23 protein-coding genes are annotated in these 23324 nt (G+C 41.5%); 12 read left to right on the forward strand and 11 right to left on the reverse strand.

What is annotated here, in order from left to right:
• Positions 1 to 122 precede the first annotated feature (122 nt).
• The 4 genes from BUC20_RS05440 (at position 123) to BUC20_RS05455 (ending at position 3486) form a co-directional block, all read left to right on the forward strand.
• On the forward strand, positions 123 to 902 hold the full coding sequence (locus BUC20_RS05440) for a hypothetical protein (protein ID WP_073228390.1): 780 nt from the start codon (positions 123 to 125) through the stop codon (positions 900 to 902).
• A gap of 463 nt (positions 903 to 1365) precedes the next feature.
• Positions 1366 to 2001, forward strand: coding sequence for a response regulator transcription factor (locus BUC20_RS05445; RefSeq protein ID WP_073228393.1), 636 nt, complete (start codon positions 1366 to 1368; stop codon positions 1999 to 2001).
• A gap of 123 nt (positions 2002 to 2124) precedes the next feature.
• Positions 2125 to 2601: a hypothetical protein gene (locus tag BUC20_RS05450; RefSeq protein ID WP_143166700.1), complete on the forward strand. Its 477-nt coding sequence runs from the start codon at positions 2125 to 2127 to the stop codon at positions 2599 to 2601.
• A gap of 126 nt (positions 2602 to 2727) precedes the next feature.
• On the forward strand, positions 2728 to 3486 hold the full coding sequence (locus BUC20_RS05455; RefSeq protein WP_073228399.1) for a penicillin-binding transpeptidase domain-containing protein: 759 nt from the start codon (positions 2728 to 2730) through the stop codon (positions 3484 to 3486).
• Here the strand turns inward: BUC20_RS05455 and BUC20_RS05460 are convergent.
• The 3 genes from BUC20_RS05460 to BUC20_RS05470 all read right to left on the reverse strand — a co-directional run bounded on the left by BUC20_RS05460 (position 3480) and on the right by BUC20_RS05470 (position 6824).
• Positions 3480 to 4163 carry a hypothetical protein gene (locus BUC20_RS05460; protein WP_143166701.1) on the reverse strand — a complete coding sequence of 228 codons (684 nt, stop codon included), beginning with the start codon at positions 4161 to 4163 and terminating at the stop codon, positions 3480 to 3482. The genes BUC20_RS05455 and BUC20_RS05460 overlap by 7 nt on opposite strands.
• 51 nt (positions 4164 to 4214) lie before the next feature.
• Positions 4215 to 4829, reverse strand: a complete 615-nt coding sequence (locus BUC20_RS05465) for a competence protein CoiA family protein (protein ID WP_073228405.1) — start codon at positions 4827 to 4829, stop codon at positions 4215 to 4217.
• 111 nt (positions 4830 to 4940) lie between these two features.
• Positions 4941 to 6824 (reverse strand): helix-turn-helix transcriptional regulator, encoded by a 1884-nt coding sequence (locus BUC20_RS05470; RefSeq protein WP_073228407.1) that lies wholly within the window; start codon positions 6822 to 6824, stop codon positions 4941 to 4943.
• Between the two features lie 212 nt (positions 6825 to 7036).
• On the opposite strand from BUC20_RS05470, the gene BUC20_RS05475 reads away from it, so the two are divergent.
• The 4 genes from BUC20_RS05475 to BUC20_RS05490 are packed head-to-tail and all read left to right on the forward strand — an operon-like array spanning position 7037 to position 9659.
• A complete protein-coding gene (locus BUC20_RS05475) occupies positions 7037 to 7990 on the forward strand; it encodes an SPFH domain-containing protein (protein ID WP_073228410.1) in 954 nt (317 codons plus the stop codon).
• Between the two features lie 11 nt (positions 7991 to 8001).
• Positions 8002 to 8250, forward strand: coding sequence for a hypothetical protein (locus BUC20_RS05480; RefSeq protein WP_073228413.1), 249 nt, complete (start codon positions 8002 to 8004; stop codon positions 8248 to 8250).
• A gap of 3 nt (positions 8251 to 8253) precedes the next feature.
• On the forward strand, positions 8254 to 9081 hold the full coding sequence (locus tag BUC20_RS05485; protein ID WP_073228415.1) for a hypothetical protein: 828 nt from the start codon (positions 8254 to 8256) through the stop codon (positions 9079 to 9081).
• An 11-nt stretch (positions 9082 to 9092) separates the two neighbouring features.
• Positions 9093 to 9659 carry a DUF6620 family protein gene (locus BUC20_RS05490; RefSeq protein ID WP_234994456.1) on the forward strand — a complete coding sequence of 189 codons (567 nt, stop codon included), beginning with the start codon at positions 9093 to 9095 and terminating at the stop codon, positions 9657 to 9659.
• 268 nt (positions 9660 to 9927) lie between these two features.
• Here the strand turns inward: BUC20_RS05490 and BUC20_RS05495 are convergent, their stop codons facing one another.
• A complete protein-coding gene (locus BUC20_RS05495) occupies positions 9928 to 10893 on the reverse strand; it encodes an alpha/beta fold hydrolase (protein WP_084528646.1) in 966 nt (321 codons plus the stop codon).
• Positions 10894 to 10980: 87 nt separating this feature from the next.
• On the opposite strand from BUC20_RS05495, the gene BUC20_RS05500 reads away from it, so the two are divergent.
• Positions 10981 to 11754, forward strand: a complete 774-nt coding sequence (locus BUC20_RS05500) for a hypothetical protein (RefSeq protein ID WP_073228423.1) — start codon at positions 10981 to 10983, stop codon at positions 11752 to 11754.
• 4 nt (positions 11755 to 11758) lie between these two features.
• Here the strand turns inward: BUC20_RS05500 and BUC20_RS05505 are convergent, their stop codons facing one another.
• From BUC20_RS05505 to BUC20_RS05520, 4 genes are read right to left on the reverse strand one after another with little or no spacing between them, the layout of a single operon-like run.
• Complete coding sequence (locus BUC20_RS05505) at positions 11759 to 12880, reverse strand: cytochrome-c peroxidase (protein WP_073228426.1); 1122 nt, start codon at positions 12878 to 12880, stop codon at positions 11759 to 11761.
• Positions 12881 to 12895: 15 nt separating this feature from the next.
• Positions 12896 to 14410, reverse strand: coding sequence for a DUF6850 family outer membrane beta-barrel protein (locus tag BUC20_RS05510; protein WP_143166702.1), 1515 nt, complete (start codon positions 14408 to 14410; stop codon positions 12896 to 12898).
• 18 nt (positions 14411 to 14428) lie between these two features.
• Complete coding sequence (locus BUC20_RS05515) at positions 14429 to 15640, reverse strand: DUF4876 domain-containing protein (RefSeq protein ID WP_200800886.1); 1212 nt, start codon at positions 15638 to 15640, stop codon at positions 14429 to 14431.
• Positions 15641 to 15646: 6 nt separating this feature from the next.
• Entirely contained in the window at positions 15647 to 18226 is a 2580-nt protein-coding gene (locus BUC20_RS05520; RefSeq protein WP_084528562.1) for a TonB-dependent receptor plug domain-containing protein, read from the reverse strand.
• 266 nt (positions 18227 to 18492) lie between these two features.
• Here BUC20_RS05520 and BUC20_RS05525 point away from each other — a divergent pair, with 266 nt between their 5' ends.
• Both BUC20_RS05525 and BUC20_RS05530 read left to right on the forward strand, forming a co-directional pair.
• Positions 18493 to 19023, forward strand: coding sequence for a P-loop nucleotide/nucleoside kinase family protein (locus BUC20_RS05525; RefSeq protein ID WP_200800887.1), 531 nt, complete (start codon positions 18493 to 18495; stop codon positions 19021 to 19023).
• Positions 19024 to 19071: 48 nt separating this feature from the next.
• Complete coding sequence (locus BUC20_RS05530; protein ID WP_073228435.1) at positions 19072 to 19392, forward strand: hypothetical protein; 321 nt, start codon at positions 19072 to 19074, stop codon at positions 19390 to 19392.
• Here BUC20_RS05530 and BUC20_RS05535 read toward each other — a convergent pair.
• The 3 genes from BUC20_RS05535 to BUC20_RS05545 form a co-directional block, all read right to left on the reverse strand.
• Complete coding sequence (locus tag BUC20_RS05535) at positions 19370 to 20110, reverse strand: hypothetical protein (RefSeq protein WP_073228438.1); 741 nt, start codon at positions 20108 to 20110, stop codon at positions 19370 to 19372. The two genes, BUC20_RS05530 and BUC20_RS05535, sit on opposite strands and share 23 nt — an antisense overlap.
• Before the next feature lie 72 nt (positions 20111 to 20182).
• Complete coding sequence (locus BUC20_RS05540; RefSeq protein ID WP_073228441.1) at positions 20183 to 21112, reverse strand: hypothetical protein; 930 nt, start codon at positions 21110 to 21112, stop codon at positions 20183 to 20185.
• Between the two features lie 208 nt (positions 21113 to 21320).
• Complete coding sequence (locus tag BUC20_RS05545; RefSeq protein WP_073228443.1) at positions 21321 to 21641, reverse strand: hypothetical protein; 321 nt, start codon at positions 21639 to 21641, stop codon at positions 21321 to 21323.
• A 415-nt stretch (positions 21642 to 22056) separates the two neighbouring features.
• On the opposite strand from BUC20_RS05545, the gene BUC20_RS05555 reads away from it, so the two are divergent.
• Entirely contained in the window at positions 22057 to 23229 is a 1173-nt protein-coding gene (locus BUC20_RS05555) for a helix-turn-helix domain-containing protein (protein WP_073228449.1), read from the forward strand.
• Positions 23230 to 23324: the final 95 nt, after the last annotated feature.

Raw genomic sequence — 23324 nt, forward strand, 5'->3', positions numbered from 1 at the left:
CTGCTTTTTTTCAATAACTCAGTTGTAGATCAGAGCCGCCTGTTGGTTAGAAATTAAACGGCACTTATTAATTTCTTTCTGTTTACTGTGATTACTGTTCCAGCTTTGAACAAAAAAGAACGATGAAAAACTTACTAAAAATCAACGGTGTGTTATGTATTGCCATGTTCATCATCATGCAGCTCAGTAATGATCAGCTTTCTGCTCAGAAATGGCGAAGCAGCATCTTCATACGTCATTTGGAAAACCATTCCCGAAATGAAGTTTACGTTTTGGGAACCTTGTATAAACGCCATGAGCAGAGCAAAACCTATGACCTGGATGCATTAAAGAAAGTAATCGCAAGCATCAACCCGCAGGTATTGGTACTCGATGTAAGTCCAAAAGAACTCAAAGAGCAGAAGGTATACCCTGGGAAAATAGAATATACGAAAATCATCTTTCCCTATATCCGTAGCAACAAGTTAACTGTTTATGCCGGAGAACCTGATGAACCGATGTTCAGTACCATTGTAAATGAGGCGACAAAAGCTCATGAAGCATTCAATAAGGATCAACCGGTATTGTCCGGATCACTGGAAGCATACAACAAGGCATTGTATCAATTGCTGATCCAGTCCTGGAAAAATGTTGCCGATGCCAATGGAAAAACCACGGATCAACTCCTTTCTGCAAAAATGACTTTAGAAGGGGAACTCATAGGCAAAGGACAATCAGAGAGCTGGAAAACATGGAACCGCCATACCACAGATATCGTCCTCAAAGCAGTAAAGGAAAATGATGGACAACGTATATTGGTTATAACAGGAATAGAAAACGCGGCTTTCATCAGAAAAAACCTGAAGGAGGAGAAAGTAAAAATTGTTGATATCGAAGACTGGCTCAATAAAGGAAATTTGTAAAATTTACCACATCCCTATTTACAACAAAAGCCCCGTCAGGGGCTTTTATCAAAAGGCTTTCTGTTTTACGGGAAGCCTCCCTCACCTATTTTTACACATATCTAATCATTATATGTTTTAACCTTAACCAAATCTACAAAGTGCTGCCAGAAAGCACAATACCCAATTATAAGGGTTTATAACTACCTGTTTCCAGGTATTTTTCGGCCCTTAATCCCCATTTTCTGTAAATCTTCCCTATACTTGTATATGATAGGCCACCATGTTTTTAGTACAGCCACTCGTCGGGAGTAAGCGACCAAGATATTTTTATCGTACCCTAAACATGATCATTTATCTCTGAAACCCGGGTTTTACCTGGCCTTGGTGCCGGATTACGCAACATCAGGAATTGGATTGGCCTTTTAAAAGGAAAAACCGAACCAGTAACCAATTAAGATACAGATTATTAATATAGAATTAAATGTGGACTGACAAAGCAAAATTAGCAATCGTAGACGACCATCTCATTGTCCTGGAAGGACTACAAAGGTTACTGACCGACCTGGATGGCATAGAGATTTCGGGCTGTTTTACATTGGGTGCCCCTTTTATTTCTTTTCTGAAAGAAAACCCTGTAGATGTGGTTTTACTGGACATTACCTTGCCGGATGCCAATGGCATTGAACTCTGTAAAGAGATCAAAAAGATCTCTCCGCATACCCATGTGCTGGCCTTAAGCAACCACAGTCAACGCAGCATGATCCTTCAGATGCTGCAAAACGGAGCAACCGGTTATATGCTGAAAAATATCTCGTCAGAAGAGTTAATCACCTGTATCAATGAAGCACTTCAGGGACGCATCACTTTCAGCAATGCGGTAAAAGAAATCATGGCACAGCCCACCATGAATGAGTTCAATACCCCTGCCCAGCTCACCAAAAGAGAAAAAGAAATCCTATGCCTCATCTCCGAAGGGAAAACCACTCCTGTGATTGCAGAAAGCCTTCATTTAAGTCCGCTGACGGTAGAAACTCACCGTAAGAATCTCCTGCAAAAGTTTCAGGTTAAGAATGTAGCCTCTCTGATCAAAGCAGCTATGGATCAAGGGCTTGTGTAAAACAAAATAACAAATACCTGGAAGCAGGTAGAAATAAAGCCATGTTTCCGGGTATTGATACGGCCATAAATACCCGGTATTTTTGGGTTGATAACCATGATTAACCCCGAAATAAAAACCAACATGAAAACTCTCCTAATGATGTGTGTTACATTGATCCTATTCAGTGGCACATCCCTAAAAGCACAAGGTATCTTTGATAAAATTGACAAAGCCCTGAGTAAAGTGGATAAAGCAGCCAACGCTGCCGATAAGACCAAGGGCACCAGCGACAAATTATTTGGTTTCCTTTCTAAAAAGAAAAAAACTACCGACACCAAAACTGAGGAAGCAATGAGCACCACCATTACCATCACTGGTGTAGATTTCGGAACCCTGAAAGCACTCAACGAAAATATTCAGAAATGTACCGGAGTAGAAGCCACTAAGATTAAATATAACGCAGCAGGTTCTACCATTGATGTGCAGCATACCGGCAGTTCAGAAGACCTGCTGAAACTCATACAAAAATCAAACTCAAAGGATCTTTTTGCCGATAAAAACCTGGAAGGCCTTGAAGAGGGCAAAATTGCTGTAAACGCCGGCAAAAAGAAACCGTAACAAAAGATCCCCCTATCTAAGTCTTGTTTTCCCCGCATTTTCCTTCTTTTTAATTTCATCAGTTCAGAAAGAAGAAAATGCGGTTTTTTTATGTATATTATTTCCCGGAAAGAATAAACATAAAAAATGAAAAAGATACTCATTTTCCTTCTACTTCTTTTCCCTTTTATTGGGTACGGACAATCCATTTCGAATCAGATCTTCAAAGATCATCAGGTAGAAGGAAGCATGACCATTTATGCTTATAATAAACAGCGTTGGTTGTATAGTGACAGCCTTGATGCCATCCGGGAAACTCTTCCAGGTGCTACATTTAACCTGATCAATTCCTGTATTGCATTAGAAACCGGGGTGATCAGGACCGAAAATGAGTTGATCAAATGGGAAGGTAAAGAGAGTGATTTAAAAACTGCTTACAGGAATGCGACAAACTGGTTTTACATGGAGCTCGCCAAAAAAATTGGCAGAAAGGATTATCTGGAATTCTTAAAGGCCTTCTATTATGGCAACCTTAATTTTGCCGAAAGATCAGCAGACTTTTGGAATACCGGCGCCTTCGGCATTTCCCCAAAAGGACAGATCGAATTTTTAAAACGTTTCTCCCGGCAACAAATGTACTTATCTCCCCGTACTTTTAGAATAGGAAATGAACTCCTGAATACTGAAAAAACAGGAGATTACACTTTTGTTGATCAAAGTTCAGTGGTTAAATCTCAGGGAAAGGATATGGCCTGGTATATTGGCTATGTATATAACAAAACCAACGCGTATTACTTTGCAACAAGAATTAAAAAACCTACGGATAAAAAAATCGCCGATTTCCAAAAGCTGGCCCGGAAAATTACGTTGAGTATTTTGAAACAAAATAAGATATATCCTCAATAATAGAAACCAAGCATTTTATACTGAATCCAATTCTTTGCATCCTTACTGTTCGGGTTAATGGCGGTAAATTCTGCGACAGTTAATTTTCTGGCTGTCGTACGGGTCACAAGGTGGTATGCAATTCCATTTTTATGATCTTCCCAGCGTTGGTATTTAATGTCCTCCCTGGGCCCTTTCATTTTTTCTCCGTTTTCGTCAAGGCGTATGGCGCTGGTATCTAAACCAGAATCTTTCAGAAAAACTGACTTCCCATATCTTTGGTTCAGCGATTCTTCCAGGGCAGATGCGGCCTCGGCAGTGTAAATCATGGCTTCGTAACAGTCTATCCTGTTCCCTTCTGTTGAATAATGCAAAACGAGGTGATTGTCGTTTGCTCCTGCTTTGCCACCCAAAGAATGGCCGTCAAAGACCAAAAGATTTGCAGCAGAGGTTGAAAATGGCTCGTAGTGCATCAGGGTAGTCGCTCCGGGAAGTCCGTCTGAGAACTGAAGTCCTTCTTTTTTTAGCAGATCGCTGATGCTTTCTTTAAAAGTCATATTGGCGAGATCAAATTTCTCCTGACTGTTGTTTTTCTGCCCGGATACTTTTACAGTATCCCCATTTACGTCTTTACTTTCAGTTGAGCCACAAGAGAGCAATACCACTGATAAAAACACGGAAATCGTCATTCTGCACATACGGGTTATTTTACTTTCGCAAGTTAATAAAAGAAGTTAAATCCTTTTATATTACCCCAGGTACCGTTCTATAAAGTGTTTCCTCGGGATGATGTGCAGATAAGGATAATCACCGGAAAGCTGTTTCCGTTGTTTCAACTGATATAAAAAATGGCCGCCAAGATCCACAATAATCGGAGCTTTGGCTTCGTACCAAACCCGGTGAGGATGTTTCCAGCAAAATGAATAATAACAGGAAGTTAGTGGTACCCGCTTAATTTCAGGATGGTAAAAATTCAAAATCTTTGGTCGTCCCTGTAACAGGTCCGATTTACGGATCATAGAAAGGTGATCACTATGGCAAAATTCGTAATCGGAAAGCAGAGGGTCATCTACATCCGGTAAGCTCTTTAAGATTCTAAAGCCCTTAAATTTCTTTCCGTTAAGCACCCAAACGAGATTTGGGTAAAAAGCTTCCCTGCTCTTCAATTCCTCCACGCAAATCGGAGAATTCTGAAACTCCAGTGTCGTACCACATGGGGTATGTACATCAGCCCGGTGAAGCTCAGCCCTGGTTTCATCCACAAACGAAACTTCCCTGAAAGATGGAGGAAATGCTTTCTTCCAATTGCGGTGCCATGGGGTTTCTCCTGGATAAAATCTCAATAAGGGAGAATTAGATTCCATATGATGAATTCTTTTGAATTTAGCAGGAACAAAAATATACTAATATAATTAGCATCCAAAAAAATAAATCAACATCCTTATTATCTATTTCTAAATCACAATTATAGCTTATTACGAAAGCGTTGCACTGGTCAGATTTTTACCCAGTTGCTGTATAAAAATATTCAAATCATCCTCCTTGGAAAGTCCCAGTTTCTGCTTGATCCGGTAGCGGCTCATCCGGACGCTCTTCGCTTCCACATGCATGAGCTGGGCAATTTGTCTGGTATCCATATTTAAATGTAAACAGGCACATAGCTTAAGGTCAAGTGGGGTCAGTTTCTGCTGCGCACGTTCGGTCAGCAACTGAAAAAAACCAGGATGCACCTGCTGAATCTGCAGTTTTGCCTGTTCAAAATTCAGGTCCAGCATAGATTCTGACCTTAATATTTTCTGCATATTTATCGAATCATGATCTGTCAGCTGCGCTTTGATGTTGTGCAGCATTTGGTTTTTATGGTCAATTTGCAGCACATTGGCCATCACTTCCTTTTTCAACTGCTCCTGCTCCGTCTCCATTAAACGTTGTTCGGCCTTTAACCTTGCACGTTCTTCTGTTTCCAGCCTTACCCTCATCTCGGATTCCTGCTTTTCCAGCTTCAGTTGTTTTTCCAGTTGTATGGAATAACGCAGCTTAAAGTGGTAGGAACGAAACAGAAATATCAACCCTATCAATAAGGCAACAGCAATACAACCATATAAAACAGCTTCTAAGCGTCTGCTGCTTTCCCTTTCCCGGAGCACCAGCATCTCATTGTTTTTTTTTTCAGTTTCGTATTGTATTTCCAGTTTTTGAGCATTCGTTGCCTGCTCTTTGTTGAAACTCTTATTGTTATATTCCGTAATCAGCTTTTGAAAGCTTAATGCTTTAGGATATTCGCCTTTCTTTTCATACATATCAGCAAGGGCCTGAACCACATTAATCAGGGTATAATAAGAGGGGTCTTTTTCTGTTTTCATCACTTCATGAGCCTGAAGCAGGTAGGTTTCCATCAATCCCAGGTCGCCCTCCCTCCTCGCATATTCACTCAATATCCCCAGGCTGCTGGCGATGATCTGTTGATTTCTCAGGCTGTTTTTCAATACGGACCTGGCTTTATTTGCATATAGAATGCCATTGTTCCTGGCCAGCTGATCGTTTTCAGGAAAATACCTGAGGTAATAGTTGGCCATATTGATGCAGCCAATGGCGTAAGTATGATCAGCCACTTTTCCAGGGTATTGCTGGTAAAGAGCTTCTGCTTTATTCAGGTAAAATAAAACACTGTCCAGCTCCGCTTTATTCTTCGAGGCGGTATAATTGTATTCATACGCCACAGACAGGGCTGTGTATCCATTACTTAAGGCATTGTAATCCTTGGCTTTCAAGGCATTATCAGCTACCTTCCTTGCATATAAGTTTACCTTAGCCACGTTATTCCAGCCAGAATTTACCGCATAAAGCTGATAATAAACCTTAGACATCAGGTAAGGATCATCCATTTTCTCCAAAGCTTTCAGGGCCATCTGGGAATATTTAACCACCTCATCCGCATTGGATAAAGCCTTGTACAATACCACCCGTCCATACCAGGCATAGGCCATTGCCCCAGGCTGGTTATGTTCACGTGCAATGAACAAGGCAGAATCGCTGGCTGATTTCATTGCGGCAAACTGCTGGGTAACGGCATAAATATTAGTGAGTATCACATACCCTTTTACGGCATCCGTATAGTTTTTGTTCTTCAGGGCAAAGGCCACACTTTCCTTTCCCGTGATGATCCCCATCTTATCGTCCTTATTCAGCCTGTAGATTTCTGATAAGCGGATCAGCAATCCTGATTTTTCTTTGGGATCTGTAGTTGTATTTTTTATCGCTGCATTTAAACTATCGGCTAAGATAGATTGTGCAGTGGCATTTAAGCTAACCAGAAAAATGGCACAGCAAAGTAATCGTTTAACCAGGGGAGATTTCATACCATGAAAATAATACAAATTGATAAGAATCAGTGAAAAATATAACTGTAGTCAAGATCTGTAGACATACTGTAGTCATCTTCTACAGATTGGTAGATGCAATGTAGGAGGTCAAAATTGAGGTTTATCCGCAAACATCAGGATCTTTACTAAAAGCCCCCTTGCCACTGCCAGGGCCCCTACCTGGTGGTGGCTTTTTAAACAAACCAGATATGGCATTACCATTTATAGAAATCATCGAATCTGTCAGCCCGCATTCAAATATGTTGATGTGGAAATTTGCTGATGCAGATAAAGAAATTAAGAACGGTGCCATGCTGACCGTCAGAGAAAGTCAGCAGGCACTTTTATTAAATGAAGGTCAGCTTGCCGATGTGTTTTCTGCCGGAAAGCATCGCCTGGAAACAGAGAACATCCCTATACTTTCCCGTTTAAAGGGTTGGAAGTATGGTTTTGAAAGTCCTTTTAAAGCGGATGTTTATTTCTTCAACACCCATCAGTTTGTGAACCTCAGGTGGGGAACACCGAGCCCGATATTGATGCGGGATGAGAATTTCGGACAGGTACGTATCCGGGCCTTTGGCAATTACAACATCCGCATCAACGATATCGGCCTCTTCTTTAAAGAATATGCAGGGACCTACCCCAGCCTGGGGATTGCAGAGCTGGAGTTACAATTGCGTGATTTCATTGCCCCTAAATTTGCAGAAGTTCTGACTCAGGCAAAGATAGCAGTGGTGGATGTTGCAGGGAATATTTCTGAGCTGAATCAAAAGATCAGCCCCCTGGTCCAATCCTTTTTCAGTGGTTTTGGGATTGAGATCACACAGTTTACGGTGACTAGTGTGACCTTACCTGAAGAAGTACTAAAATATTATGATAAGGTGACCGGCATGAATATGGTCACAGACATCAATAAATTCTCCCAGTTCAGCATCGCCAATGCGATGGATAAAGACAATTCTGAAATGGCTGACCTGACCAGGCAAGGACTTGCTATGGGAATGATCATGAACATGACTCCCAATGGAGTCCCGCTGAACAAACCATTGCCAGGGGAAGACATTCTTGGAAGGCTTAAAAACCTAAAAGAACTCTTTAGCATGGAGCTGATTACGGAAGCGGAATATGCTGCAAAAAAAGAAGAACTATTGAAACTGTTATAACAGGGACACCAATGAGTGATACAGAAAAAAAGACGACACAAAGTTACCTGGAACAGTTAAAGCAAAAAGCATTGAGCCAGGAGAATTACGGTGGGGAAATCAAATATGAACAGGCCGGTATGCAGGTTTACGATTGTCCCGAATGTGGTGCAGGCCGGGCGCTTGCAGATGGACTTACCGTTTGTGCCTATTGTGGTTTTAAATTCATGACCGTCACGCTCAGTGATGGGATTCATATTAAAAAAATAGATAACTCTTAGCTGATGTTTGGTTTTTTTAAAAATAAATATGATAATCCGGCTTTGCTGGAAGAGATCAGGCAGACTGAAGAGAAATGGTTTGTCTTTCTTGACAAGCTGGAAACACGCCTCGACGAGTTATGCACTGCCGCTGTACCGGAATTGATTGCGGTTTTTGATCAGGATACAGATCCTTATAAACGTGCACATGGCAGGATGCTTACCGGCTTGATCGGACAAATCAACCAGATGCGACAAAAGGCTATAACTGCAAAAGAAGAACGCATCATTCCCTTTATGTATGCTTCGAAGTCTGTCCTTCCTGATCTGATTTCCGGTGCCGGCCGCGAATACCATGACCGTCTTTATCGCTTTCAAATGGCTTGCTTTGACCGGCATCATCAATTTGAAGACAAGATAAATGAAGGGATTACGGCATTAAGATCCGCCGAAGGAAACCGCGGCCTGGAAGCTACTTATCAGCAACAAATAGCTGAATTTGAACGCATAAAAGATAAGTTCCTGTGCAAACAATGTGGCGGAAAGATGAGTATACCAAAAATGTATTTTATTGCCACCTATATCCAATGTCCATTTTGTCAGACGCAGAATACCTATACTCCTTCCACAGAAATGCAACTGTTATTCCATCAGGCACGGCCACTCGCAGAGCAACGAACTGCCCATCTGCTGAGGGCTTATGAAACACAGCATCCTAAAAATCCAGTCTTATATCAACAATATTTAAGGGCCATGTTCGATGAGTGGAACAAAATCACGCCGGATATGGTAGCCGAAAACGAACGTTTTTACCTGCGTTTGCTAAAAGATCATTCTATTAATCATTACTAAATATAAAAAACATGTCAAACCCACTATTAGAACCAATTCACGGTATCAGTTTAGAAGATTACAGCGCGGCTTGTGCAAAGTTAGGAAGCGGTTTAAGCGAAAATGAAGTAGCAACAGCTTTAGGTGTAGAATTACCGGTATGGCAGGAAGCCAACCTCCTCTGGCCGGAACGCATGAAAGAAGATTCGACTTTTCAGATTGTCACGCTATTTGGTCAGTATTTCGGTGCTGCAGACCAGCATCCCAAATTCAGTAACCTGCAGGCCACAGTATCTGAGGAAGGTGCAGGTAACATTCAGAAAATCAAGACCGATAAAGACTTTTATCAGGAGCTTGAAGTGGCCAGACAGGTGGCTTATGATCATGGTCTGGATGGAGCCAGCTGGATCACTGATAAATATGGAATTACGCTCGGCGATTTTCAGGTTGCGGCCTCTTTATGGAATGAGCAGATCCATAAAGATATTGCTGCTGATTATCAGAAATATAATCAGACTCAGGATGCCTATAAACAAAAGTACACCCAGTTGTTTGCCAATGCCCAGGGTGGCAATGTTGCAGACGATATTGAGTTTTAAACAAAAATTCCCTGTTCAGTTTAAATGAACAGGGAATTTTTGTTTAGTGTGACCTGGTGCTTAATTTATCTTTATGATCATACGGTCTGATCTTTGATCGCTTTTTATATTCTTTTTTTGCCTGTCATTTTTTACAATGGCAGTCAGGTACATAAAAATATAAAGTATCAATAAAATTTTGCTTAGGCTCATCCCCTTTGTTTTCAATGCGTAAAATTACCGCAAAGAAAGTATGTTTTCAACTGAGTAAAGACGTATTCCGACGGAACTATTTAAACGCAGCCGGCAATATTTGTTCAATGATCACTTGTTGTAGTTTCTCCGGCTCGCTATTAAAAACCGTGTGACCAGATTTTTCAAACCAGAACAGCTCCTTTTTAGGCGCTTTCAGAAACTTATAATAATCTTCTACTATATAGTGCGACTTCTGCTGATCTCCATTTCCTTCTATAAAGTAGACCGGACACTTTAATATGGGTAATGTTTTAAAAAGGTTGTTCGTCACTGATTTCTTCCACATTGGAAACCACATGGCCAGCCAATCATGGTACTTTACTTTAAAACCATCCTCTTTCGCGAAATCAACACCATTGTGAATGAACAGCCATTTTTGAGAATAAAACAAGTCATCTTCCCGTTCAAAAGGGATTTTCACCAATGCCAGTTCCTTTACTGCAGCATCGTTTTTTGTTTCCCTTGCCCATTTATTTAACATCTCCATGGTTAGTTTTTCACTTCTCCTTTGATCTACGATTCCGCTGATCGGGATATAAGCATACAGCAATTCAGGATGTTTACCGCCAATATTAAAGCCCATCATTGAACCAAATGAGTGAGAAACCAGGAATAACTTTTTACGGTTAAATTTTCGCAAAAGGTGTTTTAGCAACTCATACGTATCCTTCTGCAGTAACTCAAGAGATACCGCTTCAGGAGATGGGTTTAACTTTAAGGTTTCCCCGGTATTTCTTTGGTCCCATTGCACGACTATAAAATTGTTTTTCAGTTGGTCTGTAAACTGATCAGCCACAGGAATCAATGAGGTTCCCGGCCCGCCATGAAGAAAAAGCAATAAAGGCTTTGTCTGATCCGTACCCTGAAGTTTTATAAATTGTTTGATCCCTCCTATCTTTACTACTTCTGTAGTATCAATCTTAACGATACCATTTACAGGTTTAGCTTGTACGATTACAATGGAAGAAATAAAGATAAAAACTGCCAACAAATGTTTCATATCCTCTTTCATATATTTACTTATCCGGGAAAGTTATGTAAATAATATGGAAAAGTATATTTTTACCCGACAGATACCTATATTGATATGATCCTTTTAAGTATAACAAATTATGGATGGGTGACGATCGCCCTGGCCGGACTTTCCATAGTGGTTGCCATAAAGGTCTTGCAACGGATGAGCAGTAACCGCAATTCGGGCTTTATCAGTATCGGATTTGTCGCACTTATTGTCTTTATTTTATTGAGTTTATCACTATCGCTGGGCAATTTCTTAGGTCGGTTTGTAGCCAAAACCATCCGGCTTCCAAAGTACGAGGCCAAAATTGTGGATTATACCACTCATCAAAGCTCTGGTAGCGGAGGCAGAAGATCCAGCACTATGTTTACGCCAGTAGTCTCATTTACCACTCATAAAGGTATCCCGCTAAAGATTGCCACGGACATTTCCTCAGGGGGCAGGCCCGTAACAGGCGAACTGATCACCATTGGATATGAGGAAGGTATGACCACTGCCGAAGAGTTTACAGGTTCCAAATACCTGCTGATTGGCGGGGCCTGCACCATGTTGCTCATCATGGGATATTTTTGCATAGTGGGTATTGCTTACGCAATGGGTGCCGAAATGCGCGTTTATTTTAGTATCGGCATCAACCTGTTACTTTACGTGATTTTCCCTATCGGACTGATGTTTTTCCTGGGGGCAGTTGGGTATGCACTCTTTCTTTATTTTACAGGTCAGAAACCAAATATGCCTGGTTGGGCTGTTGGGGTATGTATCTTCTTTTTGATCATGTTGTTTCTGGGCTTCATTTCTTACCTCCAAATGCTTTATAAGCGCATCAGCGCTCCCCGTTTCTGACGAATTATCTTGGCAGCTTTGGTCGTTCCATATGGTATTCTGATGCTGTAATGGCGCCCATAAATGCAACAATAGCCCTGATCTCTCCATCGGTTAATTTCAAGGGTTTCAATAATACATCTGTTTTCGGAAATAACGGATCTGCCGCTGCCTCTTCCGGTGTCGGATCAACCATGTGCATTCCACTGTTATACATATTGATTACCCCCGTAATGTTGTCAAAAAAGCCATTATGCATCCAGGGGCCTGTATGTAAAACATCCCTTAACGAAGGCGTTCTGAAACGACCGACATCCTCTGGTTTGCCGCTGACCAGATATTTTCCCAGGTCCTGTTGTTCTCTTTTATAATAAGTAAGTCCGATATTATGAAAACCTTCATCTGTAAAATACTGACCGGAATGACAGTTCATGCACCTGGCTTTAGTACGGAACAAATGTAATCCATGGATTTCCTGATTGTTCAACGCCTGATGATCTCCATTCACAAAACGGTCAAAGCGACTGCTTCTGCTTCTGATTGTTCTTTCAAATGCGGCCAATGATTCCAGAATCTGTGGATAGGTGATCTTCTCCTTTCCAAAAGCCTGCTTAAACAAATCCCGGTAAGGTTTAATCCTGCCCAGTTTTTTAGGTAATGCAGCTGGTTTCATTGCCATTTCATGATGTGCTGTAAGTGGTCCTTCTGCCTGTTCTTCCAATGTACCAGCCCTTCCATCCCAAAACATACTTTTACGTTCTGCCACATTCAAAAGGGAAATGGAATTTCTATTCCCTGTCAGGTGGTCATTTCCCAATGCTACAGAACGTTTATCGCCCCAGGCAATTTCCGGATCATGACAACTGCTACAGGAAATCTGACTGGAACCGGAAAGCAGCGGATCAAAAAACAACAGTTTCCCCAGCATCACTTTCGGCTGATCCATCAGGTCAAAATAATTGGTATCTACCGGAGGTAAAGCAGTCAGCTCGGTCCATTTCACCAAAGTATCCACTGTAGGTTCAGGCCATTGCGCAACAGGTTTGCTATAAAGAGACCGCAGATTCTCCTCATCGTCGTCCGACAAAAATGCCGAACCTACTACAAATACCAATAGAAAAGAAACAATAAAAAAAGTCCTGTACATATGAAATAAAAATCCTTAAAAAGTAATGCCTGCGCTCAGCAGAAACTGATTTCCCTGATGAGCGGTATCAAATGAAGTGTGTATCCAATTGGATTTCAGGGAAAGTCCCATGTTGTTTTTAAGCTGGTAATCCCAGCCTGCGTTTAGTTTCAATTGCTGATAACCGGCGGTATAATAAGCATAATTGGTCTCCAGCATCTGGTAAACAGAAGAAGCGGCATCCATACCCGGCCAGGAGCGTTGACCCTTTGTATTTTTAGCACTCCTTCCTCCTGCCCCGATCCGGAACAGCGATTTGCCCAGCATTTTGGAAAGCTCTGCCTGAATTCCACCGCTTAAAGCAGAAAACTGCAGGCTTCTTGCCGGTTCGAGATATTGGCTTTCCTCATCCGAAAAACCAATGTCTGCAGACAAGTCCCAGGACAGTTTCGATTCTTTCTGAACACCGTATACAGCCGTCAGCCGGAAATCTTTCTGTTCATCCTGGTAGTTCTGATTGGAAGATATCCTGACATAATTATTTTGGCCTTTGTTGTCGAACTTTGACTCGATCCCATCCCTTTTCGTCAGAAAAGCGGAGGCCTTCCACCCATAATAACGGTCTTTACTGCGAATAAGATAGCCCAGATCTGCTTTAAGCCCGTTGGAGTTTACCTCTGCAAGGGGAATGATCACCGGATCTGTAATCACCTTACTAAAAGAGAACTGCTGATAACTTAAAGAAGAGAAAAAACCTGTTTTATCCTTTGGAAGGAATTGCAATTCAAAGCCATACCCTTTACCATCATAAAAAGCATTCCTTCTATTTCCTGCAAAGAGTTTATGATCCACTCCCAGTCCTGCCATATGGTAAACAATGGGTGCACCGGTTTCGCTGAAAAACTTCAGATTGCTTTCCTGCGAGTACTTACGGAAAGACCCGGCTATGGCAAGTTCATAACGGTTGTTCAAAGATCTGGAAGCACCGAGTTTAATTTCCAGGTCGGAGCTTGTGTTCTTTGGTCTTGGATCTACATTCCGGTATTCCATTAAAGCCCGGTAAGCAGCCGAAATACCCAGTATAGTATGGTTCAGTTTAAGTGCATATCCGCCACTAAAACGATAGGTTTCTGCAGATAAATCACCACCCACCGTATCCGCCATCACATAAGGGTAGATCGTTTTATAATCAGCGTTTTCCGACCAGTTTTGTCCCAGTCGCTTTCCGTTCTGATAAGCGGCGGTGCCCCACAGGGCGTCTTTCCCCTCATTTTTAAGAAAAGCATTGGCTTCAAAAGCAGCTTGTTTAAATCCTTTACCTTCCTGAAGTACATATCTGTCCTGCTTGTTTTGTTCCAGATTCAGGTTCATTTCCGTTAAAGAAAGCTTTCTCTGATGGTACTTTACTGCAGGGTTCGTATAAAAACCGTCCGTAAACCGGTTCAAAGGAGCGCGGTATTCCCTAAGCCTTTTGATTAAATTCAAAGAATCCAGTTTAACGCTATCGCTGGAATAGGAAGTCCCTATGCCAGCTAAACAGATCCATATCATAATTTGCAGACGCATATTTTATTTCATTAGCGAAGGTCTCAGCCCTGCTTCAAAATCATTTGTAGAATTGTTCGTGTCTTTCAGGATTTCGCGGCCATCCACAGCAATAGCTAAAACCCTGCGTCTTACACTTTTTCCATAACGTGCGGCATCATCACTTACTTTAGCACAGAAAGTCCAGCCCATATCCAAAGCAGGATCAGTAACTATCCACTGAAATTCAGATTGTACACTCAGGTTTACAGCATCCAGGATCCAGCTGTTAGGAATTTTATACTCATTGCTTTCTACCGGAAAAGATACCCCATCGTTCACAAAATCATAGCTGAAATCATATTTGTAATTGCTTAGAAAATCGTTTACTCCTTTCTCAAAACGTGCCAGTACATAGCTGTTGTATCCCCTGTTATTCGGGTTAAATTTACTGTATACGGTTTCCATGTTCGGCACCTGAGGATTGTCGATATCGTCAGAATCTTCATAGAAGAACTCAAAATCTGCTTTCGACAAATCAATAGAATTGGCATTGTTCGTTTTGTGGTTGATGGCATCTTCGCTCACAACGATGTACTTTCCGGGAAGCACAGGATATTGTTTTCCTGAACCGGGAATCATAATCACACTTTCTACTGCTACTGCCGAAGACATCACGTCTGGTGTGTATTTTTCTTTCGTAGCCGTCTGAAATGCCGATTGTGCAATGACCAAACCATCCGCATATAAAGTTTCGCCGGAATTGTTGTAGATTTTAAAATACTTATCTCCAAGGTATTGTTTTCCCTCCGGACTCAAGGTTCCGGTAAAGAAGATCTCCTGAATCACAAATCCACCACCTGCTTGTCCTAAAAACAGCTTCAGGCTTTCTGTATGCTGAGCACCTGTAAGCACCAATCCCTGTTTCAATGCACCTGTTTTTCCGGTGATGGTTTTTCCTTCCAGCTGGTAGCTGATATTTCCGTCAAGGCTGATATCATAAGCACCTTCGGCCAACGAAACAGACAAGGTGTTTCCGCTCACATTCGAACTCACTGTTTCTTTACCACTGTTGATCTCTCTGAACGTAATTTTAACGCCTGAAAGTGACACTGCTGCTAAACCCTGAGGATTTTCCAGTCTGAGGGTCAATGCCACTTCTTTTGATCCGAGTTGTTTATCTTTTTTACATGCAGTCAGGCAAAGCAAGGCACATAGGGGAAGGCATAAAGCGCGTAAGTTTATTTTCATCATCATATTATATTACAAGTTAAAATTCAATTCCATCCCAAAATAAGGGCTGTTTAAGCCCGATCTCCTGATGGTCACGCCATTCGACTGATAATCGGGTGCATAGTTAAAAATCCTGTTAACGAACATGCCTACACGGATTTTATCTTTAAAGTTCTTTACCGCTTTGAAGTTCACATTCAGGTCCATTGGCGTCCTGTATTTGTTGAATGAGGCTTCAGCATAATTGATGTTGAGCCATTGCAGGACCTGATCGCTTTTATCAGCTTCTGTATAAGGGTGAATAGCCCCGTTTACATCTACATAATGACCAGGAGTTCCATTTTTTCGGGTCATTTGCTGTGCAGCAAACCAGCGGCACTGGATTGCTGTAGAAAATTCCAGTCCGATTTTTGGCAGGTAAGTATCGAACAGGATGTTCGTATTTAACTGGGAGCGGATAAAACCTTCGTCTTCAGCATACAATCCAAGAACCTCTACCCGTTTTCCATTCTGCATGATCTCTTTTTGAGGCCCGCGGTATATAGGCAAACTGTTTTCATAAACAGACCTGAACCATGCTCCGTTCAGGGTAATTCTGGTGTTGATTCCTTTAATTCTTTCAGATGAAAACTGGTATTCTATCCCCTCTTTGATCATCGCACTTCCGTTCTGTACCTGGTTTAAAATAACCGTTGTTTTACTTTCTTCGAAGGGAAGGTCTTTCACATCCGGAGCAGTGGTCATCTTTTCCGGATCGATGCCGGAGGTATTGTATTTTTTGTAATTCAGTACGCGGTAGTCCGTTCCATTCCTAAATCCGGAAGTTGAGCTCTCCTTAAAATAGGTAATGCTAAGGCGATTGCTGTTTAGCGAGATATCTGTCTTCAATTCCCATTTTTTGTTCCTTGCCGGTTCCAGCTGGTCGTTATTCATGAGGAATTTATAAGTCATCACATTGGCCTTTCTATAGTCCGGATTATTGTGGTAATAATTCAGCTGTTCACGATCCAGATAGGTATAGTCCGGATACATCTGGGCCAATACCGGGAATTTGCTTTGCCAACCCAAACCACCTCCAAATGCAATGACCAGGTCTGAAGTACCCAATTGCATTTTAGGCAAGGTCCATTGTGCGTTAATACGCGGGTCTATTGCCGTTAGTCCAAACATGGTCATACTTCTCAACCCCGCGGAAAGCACCATTCTATGTGCGCCAAGATGAACACTCATCCGGTCCTCTGCAAAAAAGGAAAGGTCTTTTGCGGCGGGAATATCACGGTAAGCCCGGTTTCTGTTCCTCATCTCCGGACTTGGCGGAAGCATAGGATCATACACTTGTCCACGTCCGTTGTTTTTGCTGTAATTCCCTTCCGTTCCCAGCAGTATCGCGTGGTTAATTCTTCCGGTTTCAAAGCCCAGATTGGCCATCAGTTTTAAGAATCCATCGATAGGTTTGCCATCTACCAATAAATGAGCAGTATATTGGGGAGTCAGGTATCCCGCATCATGGGCTCCTTCCTCTGTAGAATTATTCAGGATGGTTGCACTGCCCAGCTGAACCCATTTGGTCTGATTGATCTGATCGCGCTGCAAACTCAGGGAGGAATTCAGTTCAATTGATTTCAGGACTTTGATCTTGTTAAATTTAAGAACCAGGTTATTGCTCAGAGCCATTCTATTGTATTCAGACCTGTATTTATCTACTTTCTGATATCCTGCATCGGGATCTGCCTTTTGGTTATCGAATGAAGTTCCATAATCGAAGCTGCTGCTCAGGTTCAGATTCGCGAAGTCTTTTTCCCATATTTTATTCAATCGCAGGGAAGTATTGATGCGTTTAAAATTTTCAAAACGATCTCTGGGATCTGACATAGAATTGAGGTAATCTAGGTCCACATTCAGGCTCATCTTATTTTCCGGAAAAAAGAAGCCCTTTCCGACATAAGCCAGTTTGCTAAAACCATCCGCTTTAAACCGGGCTTCAAGTGCGCGCCCTCCTTGTTTTCGGGTAATTTTAACCAGACCACTGGTCAGATCACCATATTGAACAGAAGGAATCCCCCTCACAATCTCGAGGCTTTCAATCTGATCAGTGGAAAGCGTCCGCATGTCTACCCCTTTCCCGGTAATGTTTCTTCTGGTATTCAAATCAGACTTCGCGTCAAAACCTGCAGTGTACTGCATATTGGCACGGGTGCTGAGGGGTGCACCATCTATCAGAAAGGCAGTTCCTAAAGAAGAGATATCGTAATTATCACTGGAAATCCCTACCTGACGTAAACCGATCAGGTTTGCGGCACCAAGATTTGGATCTCTGGAACGGCCGCCTGGAAGCAGTTCCAGCAGGTCTGCGAAACTCGAAGGCTGCAGGTGCTGCATCGCCTTGCGGTTGATGATCGAAGAAGTACTTAATCCTTTTGATTCTGAAGCAGTGATGACAACTTCATTGAGTGCAATCTGCTTTGCTTTCAGGCTGTCTGCCTTATTTTTTAAGGAATCTGTTTTGCCAGAAATGTCCTTTATTTTTTTCTGTTGCGCGAGCACCGGAGAAACCACTACTACTGAGACGATTAGTAAAAACGAATTAAGAAAATAACGACCACCCTGCATGTACACAACTAATTATTAAATAACATGTTTAACTTCATGTTACTATTTAGATAGAATCTAATTAGTCGCAAAAGTAAGATTTATTCTTTAAAAAGGAAGAGTTATTTAAAAAAGGTCTAAATAACAAACTTACAAGAAGCGTGATTTGAATCTATTTAAATGAGTTGATCCCCGCAGGAGGTTCCTTCGGAGATCAACTTCTGGATTAGGATTAGAATTTTCAATTCAGATAATTTGCAAGGCCGATCAACGTTTAATCCATTATTATGGAACAGAATAAGTCGGTGTTGATTGTATTTGGGGGGCTTCCAGGTTCAGGAAAAACTACTTTAGCGAAAGCTTTAGCCAATCATTTGAGTGTGGTGTATTTGCGGATAGACACGATAGAACAATTGTTACCAAAAACCGGGTCCGGTCTGGGGCCTGAAGGCTACCTTATTGCAAATGCCATTGCCAGGGAAAACCTGAAACCGGGTAACATTGTGATTGTTGATTCCGTTAATCCCATTCCGGTGACCCGCGAAATGTGGGAGAAGACGGCCTCAGAAACCAATTCAAAGCTGATCGGGATTGAAGTAAAATGTTCTGATCCTGAAATCCACCGTCAAAGGGTAGAAAACCGCATTGCAGATATCCCGGGCCATCAGTTGCCAACCTGGGATCAGGTCATCAACAGGGAATATGATGCCTGGGAAAGCAAGGATTTCAGCATAGAAACTGCACATGAGACCGTGGAAAGCTCTTTTAAAGAACTCCTGCTGTCTTTAAGTAACATCAATCGAACCGGGCAGGCTTAGCTGTTTTATAAGAAATGTATATACACAAAAAAGTTTTACTTTTACCCTATGAAAATAAGGTGTACCTCTTGTCAGGAGATATTTGATGCCAATAAAGATCAGGAGAAATTCCTGACCTATGCCATAGGAAAAGGGCAGAAACTGGCCATGCTGGATTGCCCCTTATGTTACGGGAGTGTTCCAGTTGATCCGGCCAATCTTCTATCCCATCAACCTCCTCAAAGTCAGGCCACAAAAAAGGGCAAAGAAAAACCTGTTCAATGCCCTGAATGTGCGGATGGCGTACTATCTTATATTGACGATCCTGGAGAGGAAAATTTCTGGGGCTGTGGTGAATGCGGACATGTTATTTTTGACCGTCCGTCTTAATTTCCTGTTCCCACATTAGTTTTCCTTCCTTATTGAAATATTTAATTCCTGTAAATTTCTGTTTATTCCGAAAGCGTGTCCCTTCGGCCTTAGCCATTCCAATTACCAGTTCACCATCTTTTCCCTGAATCACCAAACCCTTTGTATGATCTGCGTGTGCAAAGAGATGTACCGCTTCTCCTTCAGAATCATCCAGACCCACTACCACATTTGCTTTGCCATCGGGAGAGGTATTGACTCCGGCACCACCCAACTCCATCCCCATACCATCGTTCCAGAGCATTCCTGAATTATCAAATATTCTTCTTCCTACATTGGCATCAGCGAGTTGATCGCCGATTAAGACTCTGTCAAAGCCTCCCTCATTCATGACAATCATTCCTATGGCACTGTGCCGGTAACGGCGGTACCACTTCATATACTGTTCCGGATCCTTTTTATATATTCTGCCTGCCATATGTTTGCGAACCAGATTGGTATCTGTCCTGACCCGATATTTTGAGTAAGGAACCGGTGCACCAATCAGAATGCGGTCCTTACCTAAACTGTCTTCAATCACAATCCCTTTTGCTCTGATGATGTTAAAGCTCTCCTTACCTTTAAAAGAAAAGCCAAGTGTGACAAGAAGCAGCAATGTAGCGCAACCTATTAGTGCCACCTTAAGTTTCTGATGTTTTCTTTCCAGCTTTTCCAGCCGGAGAATCAAGTCTTTTTCCATGTTATTAATTTGTTGGTTTAACAAAAGACGTTCTCCGGCTACCAGGTGTTACATCAGCAATGCCACCCGAATTTAAGAGTATACCTCAATCCCGAACTTGCGCAACCAATCGTTTAAAGCGGATTGATATTGAGCTGTTGCGACCGACATGATACGATCTGCTTCTTCACTGGTATCAATTGCATCCTGCCCTGTATGTTCTTTTAACCATTGCAGGTAGTTGTCCCGGCCTTCGCTGCGCTCCTCTTCTTCATCCTCATCACGGTAATAATAAGCCTCTTCCAAACCTACCGAAATCTCGGTATCATAACTAATCAGCTGTAACAATTGACGAAGCCCGCTGGCCACCACGTGTATACCGCCCTCGTCTCCGAACACTACAATCGGGCAAGTTTCAAGATCTGGTTTTATGTGCCAGAAAGCGTAGCTGCTTCCGCCACCTGTGGCTGTAGCAAATTCTGTAAAGGACCTGAGCCATTCCGAATCTTCAGACCAGCTTTTCAATCCATATTTTTCTATGGGATACAAACAAAAGCTGTCAGCAAAATTACCTGCACCTTCCAGCTCCTGAAATTCAAAAAGCTGTTTCAGCAAATCCGGGATTTTATGATCGCCAAATTGTGCCGAGAAGGCCAGCCAGCGGCCTTCTTCTTCTGATTTTTCCAGCTTTTCCATTTCATTGATGATCGCTACCCATAACTTATGAGCCAGGGCCTGTACTTCCTGCGGACCTTCATTGGTCAGGGTCTTTAAATTCCCGTCTTTTTCAAGATAGAAAGGAAATACAAAACCGTCACTATGTACAAAGCTTAAAATGTACTGACCATTGTATTCAATTCTAATGGTATCGCCTCGTGGCTCATTTTCTTCGTTTATATAAGGTTTAAAAATGCATACCTTAAATTCGTCCAGCTCAAATTCAAATCCTTCGTCATCTTCAGGAACGAGTTCAGATTGGATAATCTTTAATAAGTTTTCCGGTGTAAAGTCGTATTTATTCATATTCAATTTTTATTCTCTTCAATCGTTCAAAAACGTCAACTGTTTTCATGGCACGGATGATGCCCGTCATTACTATAGCTCAAAAATAGCACCTTTACAGGATGTAATGCAAGCAAAAGCCTACTACAAAAGGGCTACAACTATAAAAAAACAGGACATCTACCCTATTTTGAGCGATCTGGCTATGGAGAGAAACGAGATACTGAGATTAGCAGTGTACCATCTGATAAATCTGCAGCATATAGGCCGCCTGATTTAAAGCAGAGAAAAACTCATGCCACTCTACCCGGGTAAATACAAGAGAAATATCCACGAGTGGAGAAGGAAAGATGACCACTTCAATTCCATCAGGGTTGTTTTCAATGTAATCATCGAATATAAGGTCCTTCGTTGCTTCGATAAATTTATAGAACTCATCAAATGAGAATGTCATTAAAGCATTTCTATTCCAGATATTGATGACCTTACAGTTTGCACATTGAGTAACGGAAACATCTCCTTCCCTTGAAATTACGATTGGATTGCACATAGAATTGGTCTTAGATGAATAAACAGCACAAATATCTTATTATTTAGAACAGTTCCAAATAAAAGGATATAATAACTTTTCTATGTTCCACTTACCCCGCTCAGCAAATGACCAGTTTTCCATCAAAGATCATGATGATTTTATTCATCTTATTCATTTTTACACAAATACAATAGCTTTAAAGAAAAACAACTTACAGGAATATTTCTCTGTAAACAAACAAAAACAACACAAACAAACAACTAAAAAACAAAGAGTTAACAATTACACCGTAAGGAGAGAAAAACACGCTTTATTATTTCAACCTATCAAAATCAATATTTTGAAAACACCAGTAAATTGCTGAGCTGACAATAAATTTCATGTAATATTTTGAAATAATTAAGCTACATTTAAGATAGTAACCTCCTAAGTTATGACCCTCTCTCTCTTTTTTAGCAGCATCAGCTGCTTTTTATTATTGCTGTTCTCACTGCACTTGTTTTTCGCTAAACGTGGGAATAGACTATTGAATCGCCTGCTTGCCCTACTTTTTCTTTCCAGGTTTGGCCAGATCCTGATCACCTTATTTATTCATTCTGATCACCAAACGTTATTTCCTTTTGTATACCAACTGTTTACTCCTTTATGGTACATCACACCCGCGTGTTTTTATTTATACGTGATCAGTTTCATACAGCGGAACCAGCAGCCGCTTAAGTTTCAATGGCTACATTTTATGCCAGCTATTTTTGCGGTTATCCATATATTTCCCTGGCATTTAAGTAACCCTGTTAACTGGAATTTGATTGCCATTCAGATTGCAGAAAACAAACAGCTGTTCATTACAGAGCGCACAGGATTATTTTCTCCGGTTTTCTATTATTTAGGCAGGCCTGTTCTGGTGATCGTTTATTTATCGGTTACCTGGTATGCGGTATTAAAATCAAAAATTCTGGATAAAAAGACTGAACCCGTCCGCAGAGACTGGTTGTTGTTGTTTCTCAGGATAGGCACTTTCTTTTACCTGGCCGGCTTCCTTTCCCTCGCCTTCTGGAATATAGACAAGCCGTATATCAATACGTTATTCATGATCATAAATGGTATGATCGTACTCATCATTATGGTTTTCGTATTGCATCATCCAAGATTGTTTTACGGTTATCTTTTCGTGTCAGTTAACCTGAACCCTGGACAAAAACATGGGGATACCGAAGCGCCTGCACAGATCAATCAGGCAAAAAAAATGAGTCTTTTACCTGAACAGTTGTTAAAATATTCAATTTCCATGAAAGAAGTCATGGAAATTAAACAACCCTACCTGCTGGAGAATTTTCAGATTGTTGACCTCGCCGGAGAACTCAACATTCCTGTTCACCATTGCTCTTTTGTACTCAATAATCTAATTGGCAAGAATTTCAGAGACTGGATCAACGAATACAGAATCCGCTCTTTCATGGAGCAATACCCCCTCAAATCAGAAAGAATGACGATTGAGTCTGTAGCGCACGAATGTGGATTTAAAAGTACAGCCACATTTTATAACGCATTTAAAAAGGAAACAGGATTAATGCCAACTGCCTATTTCTCTCAAAAAAAGGTTTCCTAAAGACAGTTTTCTTTTACAACCATTCAATGGTTAGACAAGTACAACGCTAAAATCTAACTTTTAGTATACGTAAGCCGATAACTTTATTAATGAAA

Source organism: Pedobacter caeni, assembly GCF_900129215.1.
GTDB classification, from domain to species: Bacteria; Bacteroidota; Bacteroidia; order Sphingobacteriales; family Sphingobacteriaceae; genus Pedobacter; species Pedobacter caeni.

Coding starts and splice junctions, on each gene's coding strand:
- BUC20_RS05440 (WP_073228390.1), top strand. CDS start 123: ATGAAAAACTTACTAAAAATCAACGGTGTGTTATGTATTGCCATGTTC.
- BUC20_RS05445 (WP_073228393.1), top strand. CDS start 1,366: ATGTGGACTGACAAAGCAAAATTAGCAATCGTAGACGACCATCTCATT.
- BUC20_RS05450 (WP_143166700.1), top strand. CDS start 2,125: ATGAAAACTCTCCTAATGATGTGTGTTACATTGATCCTATTCAGTGGC.
- BUC20_RS05455 (WP_073228399.1), top strand. CDS start 2,728: ATGAAAAAGATACTCATTTTCCTTCTACTTCTTTTCCCTTTTATTGGG.
- BUC20_RS05460 (WP_143166701.1), bottom strand. CDS start 4,163: ATGTGCAGAATGACGATTTCCGTGTTTTTATCAGTGGTATTGCTCTCT.
- BUC20_RS05465 (WP_073228405.1), bottom strand. CDS start 4,829: ATGGAATCTAATTCTCCCTTATTGAGATTTTATCCAGGAGAAACCCCA.
- BUC20_RS05470 (WP_073228407.1), bottom strand. CDS start 6,824: ATGAAATCTCCCCTGGTTAAACGATTACTTTGCTGTGCCATTTTTCTG.
- BUC20_RS05475 (WP_073228410.1), top strand. CDS start 7,037: ATGGCATTACCATTTATAGAAATCATCGAATCTGTCAGCCCGCATTCA.
- BUC20_RS05480 (WP_073228413.1), top strand. CDS start 8,002: ATGAGTGATACAGAAAAAAAGACGACACAAAGTTACCTGGAACAGTTA.
- BUC20_RS05485 (WP_073228415.1), top strand. CDS start 8,254: ATGTTTGGTTTTTTTAAAAATAAATATGATAATCCGGCTTTGCTGGAA.
- BUC20_RS05490 (WP_234994456.1), top strand. CDS start 9,093: ATGTCAAACCCACTATTAGAACCAATTCACGGTATCAGTTTAGAAGAT.
- BUC20_RS05495 (WP_084528646.1), bottom strand. CDS start 10,893: ATGAAACATTTGTTGGCAGTTTTTATCTTTATTTCTTCCATTGTAATC.
- BUC20_RS05500 (WP_073228423.1), top strand. CDS start 10,981: ATGATCCTTTTAAGTATAACAAATTATGGATGGGTGACGATCGCCCTG.
- BUC20_RS05505 (WP_073228426.1), bottom strand. CDS start 12,880: ATGTACAGGACTTTTTTTATTGTTTCTTTTCTATTGGTATTTGTAGTA.
- BUC20_RS05510 (WP_143166702.1), bottom strand. CDS start 14,410: ATGATATGGATCTGTTTAGCTGGCATAGGGACTTCCTATTCCAGCGAT.
- BUC20_RS05515 (WP_200800886.1), bottom strand. CDS start 15,640: ATGATGATGAAAATAAACTTACGCGCTTTATGCCTTCCCCTATGTGCC.
- BUC20_RS05520 (WP_084528562.1), bottom strand. CDS start 18,226: ATGCAGGGTGGTCGTTATTTTCTTAATTCGTTTTTACTAATCGTCTCA.
- BUC20_RS05525 (WP_200800887.1), top strand. CDS start 18,493: ATGGAACAGAATAAGTCGGTGTTGATTGTATTTGGGGGGCTTCCAGGT.
- BUC20_RS05530 (WP_073228435.1), top strand. CDS start 19,072: ATGAAAATAAGGTGTACCTCTTGTCAGGAGATATTTGATGCCAATAAA.
- BUC20_RS05535 (WP_073228438.1), bottom strand. CDS start 20,110: ATGGAAAAAGACTTGATTCTCCGGCTGGAAAAGCTGGAAAGAAAACAT.
- BUC20_RS05540 (WP_073228441.1), bottom strand. CDS start 21,112: ATGAATAAATACGACTTTACACCGGAAAACTTATTAAAGATTATCCAA.
- BUC20_RS05545 (WP_073228443.1), bottom strand. CDS start 21,641: ATGTGCAATCCAATCGTAATTTCAAGGGAAGGAGATGTTTCCGTTACT.
- BUC20_RS05555 (WP_073228449.1), top strand. CDS start 22,057: ATGACCCTCTCTCTCTTTTTTAGCAGCATCAGCTGCTTTTTATTATTG.